The following is an 11,409-nucleotide window of genomic DNA, read 5'->3' on the forward strand; positions in this document are numbered from 1 at the left end:
CATCCGCATTAGAGAAATACACGGTCCGTTCGTCTATCGGTTAGGACGCCAGGTTTTCATCCTGGTAAGGGGGGTTCGATTCCCCCACGGACTACTTTTTTTTCTGCGATTTAAGTTATTTAACTTGATGTAATGGTCCGTTCGTCTATCGGTTAGGACGCCAGGTTTTCATCCTGGTAAGGGGGGTTCGATTCCCCCACGGACTACAATTTCAATTTATATAGATTGAAGAGAACTTAGAAGGGTATGGTCCGTTCGTCTAGGGGTTAGGACTCCAGGCTTTCGTCCTGGTAACAGGGGTTCGATTCCCTTACGGACTACAAAATTAGTTGTGAATAAGTTTTGTAAAATAAAGATTGGTGTCTCTGTTTTTATTTTATTAGTTAAAACCAAAGTGATTGTTTTGCAATTGTGGGAGGTTTTTCTTTTTTAACTAGTATTTATAATAATTATTACATCTAAAATTAAAAAAAAATGGCAAATCATAAGTCAGCATTAAAAAGAATCAGAAGTAACGAAAAAAGAAGAGTTCTTAACAGATATCAGCATAAAACTACTCGTAATGCTATCAAAGCATTAAGATTATCTACTGATAAAGCTGATGCAGCTTCTAAATTATCAACTGTTATTTCAATGATTGATAAATTAGCTAAAAAGAACATCATTCATGATAATAAAGCTTCTAACTTGAAGTCTAAATTAACTAAGCATGTTTCTAAATTGTAATTAAATACAATTAAATAGATATATAAAAGTCCTCTCAAAGAGGATTTTTTTTATTTTAATAAATTATATTTCAAATAAAAAATCCAAATTCCAATTTAAATTATGGAATTTGGATTTTTTAATTTGAAATTTTACCGCTTCAAACGTTTATTTTCTTTTTGAGATATTCCAGCATTGGCTGTGTAATTGGTTTGGAAAGAAAATCTATAATGATTGGGTATTTTTTTGCTTTAGCTAAATCGTCAGGATCGATTGTAGAAGACAGAACAATTACATTGGCATTATTGAACTCGGTGTAATCTGGAGATGTAAAATGATCTAAAAACTCCCATCCGCCCATAACAGGCATATTTAAGTCTAAAAAGATCAGTTCTGGTTTTTTGCTGGTTTTTGCTTTGTTATTGTTGGTGTATTTTAAGTTGTTAAAATGATGCAGTGCCTCTTCGCCATTTTGAGCTGTAATTACTTCTTTTGAAAATTCTGATTTTGCAATTACTTTTTTGCACAGCATTAGTGTTATTGGATCATCATCAATACATAAAATTTGCTCGAGCATAATATTCTAATTTTTGAATGTTATTGTAAATGTAGTTCCTTTATTGACTTCACTATCAATAATTATAGTGCCACCCATTGTTTCAACCTGCGATTTTACTAGATATAAACCTAATCCTTTGCTATCGGGATAATTGTGGAACCTTTGATAGAGTCCAAAAATTTTATCTCTATTTCGCTCCAGATCAATTCCAATTCCGTTGTCTTTAAATGTTAATACTGCTTTATTGTCTATTTGTTCTGCGGTAATTGATATTTTTAATTTTCTGTTTTCTGATTTGTATTTTATCGAATTGGTTAACAGATTTAATAATATGCTTTCTATATATGCTTTATTTGTAGTCAATAAGGGAACTCTGTCGAATTTTAGCTTAATAATTGGTTTGTGTAATTCGATTTGAAATGATAATTGACTGAAAACATTTTCAAACACTTCCTGCAAAGAAACTTCTTCTTTTTGCATTGAAGGGTTGTCTTTTATAATTATAACTTTGACTAAGTCATTTATAGTTTCGTTTAGTAAATGAGTTGATTTGTTAAATCCGGCTAAGATTTCTTCTAGTTCTTCGTTTTCGATTGGGATATCCTCTATGAGGTTTAAAAGTCCAATAAGATTAGATAAAGGGGCTCGTAAATTATGCGATGTTATATATGAAAATTGTTTTAGATCTTTGTTATTTTGGGTTAATTCTCTAATAAGATGTTCTTTTTCAATCTCTAATTTCTTTTCATCTGTAATATCTCTTTGTATAGAAATCCAGTGTGTAATTGCGCCTTCAGCATTAAAAATAGGAATCATAGAAAAACGAACCCAATATTCTTCTTTGTTTTTGGTGTATGTTATGGTTTCAATTAAGCACTCTTCTTCGTTTTTTATAGCTTTAAGAAGTTTTTTTAATTCTTCTGAATCTGATTTTGGTCCTTTGAAAATATTAGGCGACTTTCCAATTATTTCGTTTGACAGATAGCCTGACATTTGAGAAAACGCTGGATTTACATATACTATTTTCGGAATTTTAAGACTTGCGGAATTTGCTTCTGTAATTAGAATTGAATCTTTAGATTGTGTAATTACAGTTTCTAAAAGCTTTAATCTCTGTTCTTCCTCTTTTTGTTTTGTAATATCCTGGATGGCACCAATCATTCTTATGGCTCTTCCGTTATCGTCCTTTAGTAAAAAACCTCGATCCAAAACATATTTATAAGTTCCGTCTGCGCATTTAAAACGATATTGATCCTGCCATTTTTCAGTTTTTTGTTCAATAAATGAATACAATTTGATAGACATTCTAATGCTGTCTTCGGGATGAATTTTGTCAAACCACCACTTTGAGGTTTTGCCTACTTCTAGTTGATTATAACCAAAAATGGTTTCAATTCCTTTGTTCCAGTTAATGCTGTCTTCTTGAATTTTCCAGTCCCAAATGGTGTCGCTTGTCGCTTTTGCAACAATATCATATTTTTCGTTTGATTCTTTTATTTCTTCATTTGTATCTTTCAGTTTTTCAAAAATGGTAATATTTTTATTTTCGTTTTTAGAAAGTATTCTTTTGAAAATCAATCCAGTGCATGAGATAAACAATATATCCTTTAGCAGGAATAAATAGAGATATTCTGGTTTAGAAAAGTAAGCGGTAAGTAAGCTATGGCAAACTAATGCCATAATTAATGATAGAATAACGTAAATTAGAGTAATTTGGAGAGTTTTACTTTTCATTACTTCAAATATAGTTAATTTAACCATAACTATACAATAAGAATAATTCAAATTGACTTCAAAATTATATATTTGACGTCGTTAATTACTTGTATATACGCAAACTATCGTATAAACGTTTTTTATATCAAAATAAAGTGTACCTTTGCACCCATTAAAAATCACAGATGGAATCTATTAGAAACATTGCAATTATTGCCCACGTCGATCACGGTAAAACCACTTTGGTTGATAAAATTATGTATCACTGTCAATTATTTCGTGACAACGAAAACACAGGTGATTTAATTCTTGATAATAACGATTTAGAGCGCGAGAGAGGTATTACTATTACTTCTAAGAACGTATCAGTTCAATATAAAGGAACAAAAATCAATATTATTGACACTCCAGGCCACGCGGATTTTGGAGGTGAAGTAGAACGTGTATTGAACATGGCCGATGGTGTATGTTTGCTAGTGGATGCTTTTGAAGGTCCAATGCCACAAACTCGTTTTGTATTACAAAAAGCGATTGACTTAGGTCTTAAGCCTTGTGTAGTTATCAATAAAGTTGATAAAGAAAACTGTACTCCTGAAGAAGTTCACGAAAAAGTTTTTGACTTAATGTTTGAATTAGGTGCTGAAGAATGGCAGTTGGATTTTCCTACAGTTTATGGTTCTGCTAAAAATAACTGGATGTCTGATCATTGGGAAAACGTAACTGATAATGTTGAAGCATTATTGGATATGGTTGTTAATAATGTACCAGCTCCAAAAGTTTCTGAAGGAACACCACAAATGTTAATTACTTCTTTAGACTTCTCAGCTTTTACAGGTCGTATTGCTATTGGTCGTCTTGAAAGAGGAGTTCTTAACGAAGGTATGGCAATCTCATTAGTAAAAAGAGACGGTACTGTATCTAAATCTCGTATCAAAGAACTTCATACTTTTGAAGGACTTGGTCGTAAAAAAGTACAACAAGTTATTGCTGGAGATATCTGTGCGATCATTGGAGTTGAAGGTTTTGAAATTGGTGATACTATTGCTGATTTTGAAAATCCAGAAGGTCTAAAAACGATTGATATCGATGAGCCTACTATGAGTATGTTGTTTACAATTAATGACTCTCCTTTCTTTGGTAAAGAGGGTAAATTTGTAACTTCTCGTCATATTAGAGAAAGATTGACAAAAGAATTAGAGAAAAACTTAGCGATGAAGTTAGGTGAAACTGATTCTGCTGATAAATTCATGGTTTTTGGTCGTGGAGTACTTCACTTATCTGTTCTTATTGAAACAATGAGAAGAGAAGGTTATGAATTACAGATTGGTCAGCCACAGGTTATCATCAAAGAAATTGATGGTAAAAAATGTGAGCCAATTGAGGAATTGACAATCGATTTACCAGAAACACTTTCAGGTAGAGCAGTTGAATTCGTTACAATGCGTAAAGGAGAAATGCTATCTATGGAAACTAAAGGGGACCGTATGATTGTAAAATTTAATATTCCATCACGTGGAATTATTGGATTACGTAACCAATTACTTACTGCAACAGCTGGTGAGGCTATTATGGCACACCGTTTTATTGGATATGAGCCTTACAAAGGAGAAATTGCTGGACGTAACAAAGGTTCATTAATTTCTATGGAAAAAGGAAAAGCTATTCCTTATTCTATCGATAAATTACAAGATCGTGGTAAGTTTTTTGTTGAACCAAATGCTGAAATCTATGAAGGTCAGGTAATTGGAGAAAACTCTCGTGGTGATGATATGTGTGTAAACGTAACTAAAGAGAAAAAACAATCTAACGTTCGTTCTTCTGGAAATGATGAAAAAGCTAGAATTATCCCTCCAATTATTTTCTCTTTAGAGGAAGCTTTAGAGTACATTCAAAAAGATGAATATGTAGAGGTTACTCCAAAATCTATTCGTTTGAGAAAAATCTATTTGACAGAAACTGATAGAAAAAGATTTAAATTCTAATTCCGAAGTTTCAGAATAATTTTCAATAAAAAAAATCCCAAATTCCTCCCGAAGCATCGGAAATGGAATTTGGGATTTTTTTTTGATTTCAATTCAAGCTTTTAATTTGGAATTTTTGAATTGGAATTTTCTTTGATTTATCTTTTTAAACTAAAATGTCCTTTGGCTTCTCTGCCATCTTCTAATCTAATTGTAAACCAATAATCATCTGCCGGCATCGGTATTTTATTGTTTGTTCCGTCCCATCCTTGACTTAACGGAGAAATTTGTTTCAATAATTTTCCATAACGATCGAAAATATAAATAACTGTATTTTTATATAATAGATCATTTATACCGTTTAAATTCCAGTAATCATTATATCCGTCGTTGTTTGGAGTGAAGAATTTTGGAGCATCCAGCACGGCAAACCTTTTAGTTATTCTGCCGCAGCCATCTATATTTTCAATAATAAGCTCATGAAAACCTCCGGGAATATTTTCGAAGATTTCTGAATTTTGAAAATCTGTTGAGCTTCCATCCTGAAATTGAATCATATATCTATAATCTCCGCTATTATTCAGATTTATAATTACTTCATTTAAAATATTTAAATCATTGATTTCAATATTATTAATTACTGCTAAATGGGATAATTTTACCGGAATATCTAATGCAGCTGTGCAATCAGATTTATTTTTAACACTTACAGTATAGTTTCCTTCTTTTTGTATAGTTATTGTGGGAGTAACAGCGCCAGTCGACCATTTGTATTCATATTCATTGATTTCAGATAAAGGAATACCAGAATCTAAAATTAACGAAGGATTTACCTGAGATTCGCATATAATTTTTTGCGCAGGTGGGCTTAACACCGGAATCGGTTCAACTAACAATTCAAATTCTCCTGTTCCGTAGCATCCTTCACTATTTTCAGCTCGTAAAAAAATTGTTCTTGAGTTTGATTTTAGAATATTTTTAATTTCATTTATTGATAATGCAGCATCATTTTCACTATTGTAGAAAAATAATTTAACATCTGCAGGTAGGTTTAATTGAGTTTTAATCTGGTCTTTCTTTTGTTCTAAATCAAATTCTGCATTTCCGCTGCCAATATCACATTTATGAAGGTTTTCCGGTATAATTTTAATGCTCGGATTTGCTTGTAAAATTACAGGTACAATACTGTAACAGGAAGAATTTTGTTGCGTTACTTTTGCAAATAAAGTTTGCTTTACAACTTTGTTTCTGTAAATAATATCAATTGAAGAATTATTGCCTGTATCCGCTTCGGCTTCTGCAGTGGTATGATAATAATACACTTCATAATCTTTGTTTCCCAAGCAAATAGATTCATTAGCTTCTGATAAATTAAATACAGCAAGACCATCTAAAGGATTATCGTCTTGTGTATCACACTGAATTAGTTTATACGGTGTATTCATTACTAATGGATTCTCATAGATCGTAATAATACGTTCTATTGGTTCTCTGTTCTCTCCATTGACCGTTTTAGTCAATGTAACTTTGTAATCTCCAGCTTTTGCATATTGGTGATGGGCATCTTTATCGTTAGAAATACTTCCATCTCCAAAGTTCCATAATACACTATCTATTGTTTCGGTAGAATTAATATAAAAATGCGTGTTTTGACCAAAACAATTGAATTCATAGTCAAAAGTATAAAGGAATAATGAAGTAATAAAAGGAGGGAGGCCTAGTTTTGATAAACCGCTTTTTAAATCAATTTTGTTTTGGATATAATTGCAGTTTACTCCATCGGCTTCTGGATTGTTTATGACAGATAATTTACTGTTATTATCATCTGTACTGGAATAACCTGCTCTATAAATTTTTTCGTCTATGGCAAGCTGTAAGGCGCCCGCAACGTAATTATTGGAATTTATAACTTGAACTGAATTTAAAATGTCACTCTTTTTTAAGTCAAATTGAATTAGAGAACTTCCGAGAGAACCTCCATTCAAAGAATTGTATTTGTTGAAACTAACATAAAGTTTGGATGATTTTGGAGAAAATTCAATTCCGTACGGATTGGAATTATCCAGAATCTTTATTTCATTGCTTAAAATTCCACTGGTTGCATCAAAATTATAAAGCAGTACATTTCCGGTATTTCGTATAACTTGTCCATTTATATTAGGGGTATTTGATTCTTTTACTGCCATGTTTGCCATGGCTATTTTTTTTCCATTTGGAGAAGCTTTTAAATATCCGATAGCATTTGTATTGTAGCCCCCAAGTGGAATATTTTGAGAAAGAATTGTGCGCACTGGTGTCTGATTTACACCAGTATTGCTTATTTTAAAACTGTAGAATGTATTTTTAAAATGCGTTATCATCCAAAATGAAACTCCGTCGCTGTGTTGTACCGCAGTAATTTTTTCTGAGCATTTGAATTTTAAATCCTCACTATTATTTGTATCATAAGTTATAAGCTGAATATTTTTTTTTGAAGGAACAATATCTCCCAAACCGCCATTTAGGCGCAAATCAACTTCAGAATAATTTAATCCGCTGTTTGGTGCATCTTCATCATTGGCAGGGTCTAAATCTACATTTTTAGGATTTGGCTCATCAACGGTAAAAATGTAATAAATATTCGGATCTTTAGGTTTAGGAACTATAATAGCAGATTGTGTACTAGATCGATGTCCTAAAAGTCCAGAACCGTTAGGCATAATCTGGTGGGTTTTATCATAAACTATAGATCCATCTGTATAAAAAAGTAAATTTCCGTTTTTGTCTGAGATGCTGGTGGATCCTTCATTGGTAAATAATTTTCCGTTTGTTAATGCAACCGGATTTCCTGAATTGAAATCTAAACCTGCACCATAGCCAAAATACCAAATTGCAGCTTCTTTTTGGGCATAGGATTGCTGTGTAACTGTAAAAGTTAGAATAAGGAATAAAAACAGGGAAATAGATCTCATATATTTCTCATTACAATCAAATATACGAAACATATAATTTAAAAATGATTTTATCTTTTTAAGCTAAAATGCCCTTTCAAACTTCTGTGATTTATAAAAAGCAAAGTAAACCAATAGTTATCAGAAGGTAATTGCTGTTTGCTGTACGTTGCTCCAGTCGGAACTTTTTTGATTCGTTTGTTTTAATAATTTACCGTACTGTCGTGTTTTTTGATCATCAATATTAATAAACTGCACATTTACCGTAATAAATGCGCAGTTTTATAAATATAAAAAATAGTAATCCTTTTGAATTATTTATAGCGTAGAAAATATACTACAAATCTCGATTTTTTAATATTTTATAAGAAAAATATACAAATAAGAATGTCCAGCCCAAAGCTATCAAAATAGAAAGGGGATGAACGTCGTAATCTTTTACATTCTCAACTCCCATTTGAGTTCCTATTGTTTTAATCAATGACAATCTTGTAAAGGGCTCAACAATTAAGTTAGACATTGCTTCTAAAGGAAAAAACTGCATGATGCGGGTGTAAATATCACTGTCTGGAAAAACTTGAAATTTTAAAAGTCCTGCAATAATTCCTTCTATGATACTCCATACCAAAAGAAAGCCAAGAGCAAAAGCAGAACGCTTTACCAAAATCCCTAGAAATAAACAGAAAGTAAAGAAGCAGGTTAATTTTACAAAAAAAGCTAAAAGATATTCAAGATCTGTAAATATGATTCCGAATTCAGTGTAAGACGAAAAAATTAATCCTAAAAGCAAACTCATTACAAATACAAAAACGGTAGAGCAGAAGGAGAAAAGAGCAACAGTTAGAAATTTAGATAAAATAAATTCTTTCTTACTCAAACCATCAATAAGGTTTTGTTTTAAAGTTCCGTAACTGTATTCGTTGGCCATCATTGAAACAATAACAATAGCCAGAAAAAATTTCAGCCAGGCAGCAACATAAGTATTAAAATGCCATATAAAAGGGAAATTGAAAATGCCCATTTCAGCAAAATGAAATTTAAATGGGCCTATATCAAATTTTACAGATGCGATTAAGGCAATAAACGAAAGCAAAACAAAATAAGTTAAAGTAAGAACCCGACTTGCTTTATTTTTCCAGATTTTTTGTAATTCTATAGATAATAGTCTCTTCATGGTTAATTATTTTGGATAGCATTTTTGGTTAATTCTAAAAATTGTGCCTCTAAGCTATTTTTTCGTTTTACTAAATGACTTAATGCTATGCTTTTAGAAAATAAATATAAATTCAATTCTGAAGCTGATAATTCTGATTTTAAATAAACCAAAATTTTAACATCTTCTTCTGCAATTCTTTCTACAGAAGGATGTGCGATAAGAGCTGTTTTTAAAGCTTCATTATCTTCTGCTTGAACTTCAAAGAAACCTTCATTTGCAGACATTTCATTAACAGAACCAGAATATAAAATTTCGCCTTTTCTTAAAACAATTACATGCGAACACACTTTTTCGACTTCGTCTAATAAATGTGAAGCCAGTAAAATAGTAGTCCCCTGCGAAGCGATCTTTTTGATAATATCCCTAATCTGATGTATTCCCTGCGGATCTAAACCGTTTGTAGGTTCATCTAAAATTAAAATTTCAGGATCATTTAAAAGAGCAGATGCAATTGCCAGACGCTGTTTCATCCCTAGAGAAAAAGTGCTGAACTTACTGTCTTTTCTTTCAGTAAGACCAACTAAATCCAATTTCTCTTGGATTTTTGCATAATCAATACTCTTGATTTTACAAACCAGTTTTAAGTTTTCTTCAGCAGTCATGTACGGGTAAAAATTGGGTCTTTCTATGATTGCTCCAACTTTTTTTAAGGCTTGATGCGTTTCTACTTGTCCGCCAAACCAGCTGTAATTTCCAGAAGATTTATTTACAACGTTTAGTACGATTCCCAAAGTGGTAGATTTTCCACTTCCATTAGGGCCTAAAATGCCATATACCCGGCCTTTTTGTATTTCAAAAGATACATTTTTTAAGGCTTGAATGCGCCCGTATCTCTTATAAAGATTTTCAATGCTTAATATGGTTTCCAAATTTTTTCGGTTTTAGTTTTTAGTATGACGAGCCACTTTGATTTTTGTTACTTTAAATTCTGACATTAAACGCTATTGATGTAAATTTGTAATAAAGATATTCAAAATGAGTGAACCTTTAATGGTTTTAAAAAAACCTTCTTATCCTTTAACGCAGCCACTTTTAAGTTATTTAGAGCGATTTGAACGTATTTCTAAAGTTTCGGTTTTTTATGATGACTTGCTTAGATTTTCAGGATCTATAAATGTATATGATAAAAATGATACCGATACGCTTTGGATTAGGGTTTATTATGGAGAATTTGAACGAAATGAAATCGATCTTAATCTAAAAAAAATCTATTCATTACTGCATTCTGATGGAAATAGTGAAATCATTCAGTATCTAAATGTCGATGCAATTGACTATTGTACTTTTGGAAATTCGAAACCTTTTAGAATCAAAGTTCGTAATATTCTCAATGATAATTATGTTCATTTTTATATTAAAAAAGCAGATGCGTCCAGAATTTATGGTTTAGAATTAGAAGATATTCTTTCGCCCGACAAAATCAACTTTTTGGTTTATAATGACACCTTAATTGAAGAGCATATTATAGGAATTCCTGGGGATGTTTTTATGGATACTTTATTAGATTCCTGTACCGAAACTGAAAAGGCGCAGATCGCAAAAGAGTTTGTAAAATTTAACGAACGCTGTATGATCAGGCTTTTGGGAGATATGCGCGCTTACAATTATGTAATCGTTCCTATTCATGATTTTGATCAGGTAGTGTATAAAATTCGTCCAATCGATTTTGATCAGCAGTGTTACGAAGGGAATTTTAAAGTTTATCGTCCACAGTTTTTTAAGGAAAATTTTCCGATGATCAAATTGATAAAAGAAAAGCTGGAAGAACGTTCGATTATTCAATATAAAGACGAAGAAAGAGCTATTCTCGCCAAGCGCATTCATACGGCAGAAAGTAGAATCAAAAAATTATTGAGTATCATGTGCCACGATACGATTTCGACAGAAGAACATCTGAATCAGCTAAAAATGGAATTGTACCGTTATACTAATGATATGAAATTTAAAAATGCCAGATCAATGGGGCATGTAATGTTTGCGGCGTTTGAATTTATTACGCGTAACTTTAAAAACACGAATTTAATCTGACGATTTTTGAACCATATAAGTGATATAAGTAAATTTAAGTTGCGGTTTATCTGAATTTATGTTTGCGGCGTTTGAATTTATTACGCGTAACTTTAAAAACACAAATTTAATCTGAGGATTTTTGAACCATATAAGTGATATAAGTAAATTTAAGTTGCGGTTTATCTGAGCTTATGTTTGCGGCGTTTGAATTTATTACGCGTAACTTTAAAAACACAAATTTAATCTGAGGATTTTTGAACCATATAAGCGATATAAGTAAATTTAAGCTGCAGTTTATCTGAGCTTATGTTT

8 protein-coding genes and 3 tRNA genes are annotated in these 11,409 nt (G+C 31.7%); 6 read left to right on the top strand and 5 right to left on the bottom strand.

The features are described 5' to 3' along the window. Positions 1–22 precede the first annotated feature (22 nt). The 4 genes from B0A68_RS13715 (at position 23) to rpsT (ending at position 726) form a co-directional block, all read left to right on the top strand. Positions 23–94 (top strand) — tRNA-Glu (locus B0A68_RS13715). Between the two features lie 40 nt (positions 95–134). Further along, a tRNA-Glu gene (locus tag B0A68_RS13720) sits at positions 135–206 on the top strand. 42 nt (positions 207–248) lie between these two features. Then, positions 249–320 (top strand) — tRNA-Glu (locus B0A68_RS13725). A 154-nt stretch (positions 321–474) separates the two neighbouring features. Then, complete coding sequence (rpsT, locus tag B0A68_RS13730; RefSeq protein ID WP_035690328.1) at positions 475–726, top strand: 30S ribosomal protein S20; 252 nt, start codon at positions 475–477, stop codon at positions 724–726. 139 nt (positions 727–865) lie between these two features. On the opposite strand, the gene B0A68_RS13735 is transcribed toward rpsT, so the two are convergent. Together B0A68_RS13735 and B0A68_RS13740 are read right to left on the bottom strand one after the other, a co-directional pair. Then, positions 866–1,282: a response regulator gene (locus tag B0A68_RS13735; protein ID WP_035690329.1), complete on the bottom strand. Its 417-nt coding sequence runs from the start codon at positions 1,280–1,282 to the stop codon at positions 866–868. A 6-nt stretch (positions 1,283–1,288) separates the two neighbouring features. Next, a complete protein-coding gene (locus B0A68_RS13740; protein WP_035690352.1) occupies positions 1,289–2,998 on the bottom strand; it encodes a PAS domain-containing sensor histidine kinase in 1,710 nt (569 codons plus the stop codon). Positions 2,999–3,165: 167 nt separating this feature from the next. On the opposite strand from B0A68_RS13740, the gene typA reads away from it, so the two are divergent. After that, positions 3,166–4,962 (top strand): translational GTPase TypA, encoded by a 1,797-nt coding sequence (gene typA, locus B0A68_RS13745; protein WP_035690331.1) that lies wholly within the window; start codon positions 3,166–3,168, stop codon positions 4,960–4,962. Between the two features lie 137 nt (positions 4,963–5,099). On the opposite strand, the gene B0A68_RS13750 is transcribed toward typA, so the two are convergent. The 3 genes from B0A68_RS13750 to B0A68_RS13760 all read right to left on the bottom strand — a co-directional run bounded on the left by B0A68_RS13750 (position 5,100) and on the right by B0A68_RS13760 (position 9,956). Continuing rightward, positions 5,100–7,892, bottom strand: a complete 2,793-nt coding sequence (locus B0A68_RS13750; RefSeq protein WP_051893019.1) for a T9SS type B sorting domain-containing protein — start codon at positions 7,890–7,892, stop codon at positions 5,100–5,102. Positions 7,893–8,208: 316 nt separating this feature from the next. After that, positions 8,209–9,045: an ABC transporter permease gene (locus tag B0A68_RS13755; RefSeq protein WP_035690332.1), complete on the bottom strand. Its 837-nt coding sequence runs from the start codon at positions 9,043–9,045 to the stop codon at positions 8,209–8,211. 2 nt (positions 9,046–9,047) lie between these two features. After that, positions 9,048–9,956: an ABC transporter ATP-binding protein gene (locus tag B0A68_RS13760; protein WP_035690334.1), complete on the bottom strand. Its 909-nt coding sequence runs from the start codon at positions 9,954–9,956 to the stop codon at positions 9,048–9,050. A gap of 106 nt (positions 9,957–10,062) precedes the next feature. On the opposite strand from B0A68_RS13760, the gene B0A68_RS13765 reads away from it, so the two are divergent. Then, the gene (locus B0A68_RS13765; protein ID WP_035690335.1) at positions 10,063–11,115 is read left to right on the top strand and encodes a hypothetical protein; all 1,053 of its coding nucleotides are present in this window, start codon (positions 10,063–10,065) and stop codon (positions 11,113–11,115) included. The last annotated feature ends 294 nt before the right edge of the window (positions 11,116–11,409 follow it).

Origin of the sequence: Flavobacterium reichenbachii (assembly GCF_002217435.1) — a bacterium.
Taxonomy (GTDB): Bacteria; Bacteroidota; Bacteroidia; order Flavobacteriales; family Flavobacteriaceae; genus Flavobacterium; species Flavobacterium reichenbachii.

Excerpts from the sequence above, each read along its gene's own strand:
- rpsT (WP_035690328.1), top strand. The coding sequence starts at position 475 with ATGGCAAATCATAAGTCAGCATTAAAAAGAATCAGAAGTAACGAAAAA.
- B0A68_RS13740 (WP_035690352.1), bottom strand. The coding sequence starts at position 2,998 with ATGAAAAGTAAAACTCTCCAAATTACTCTAATTTACGTTATTCTATCA.
- B0A68_RS13755 (WP_035690332.1), bottom strand. The coding sequence starts at position 9,045 with ATGAAGAGACTATTATCTATAGAATTACAAAAAATCTGGAAAAATAAA.
- B0A68_RS13735 (WP_035690329.1), bottom strand. The coding sequence starts at position 1,282 with ATGCTCGAGCAAATTTTATGTATTGATGATGATCCAATAACACTAATG.
- B0A68_RS13765 (WP_035690335.1), top strand. The coding sequence starts at position 10,063 with ATGAGTGAACCTTTAATGGTTTTAAAAAAACCTTCTTATCCTTTAACG.
- B0A68_RS13750 (WP_051893019.1), bottom strand. The coding sequence starts at position 7,892 with ATGAGATCTATTTCCCTGTTTTTATTCCTTATTCTAACTTTTACAGTT.
- typA (WP_035690331.1), top strand. The coding sequence starts at position 3,166 with ATGGAATCTATTAGAAACATTGCAATTATTGCCCACGTCGATCACGGT.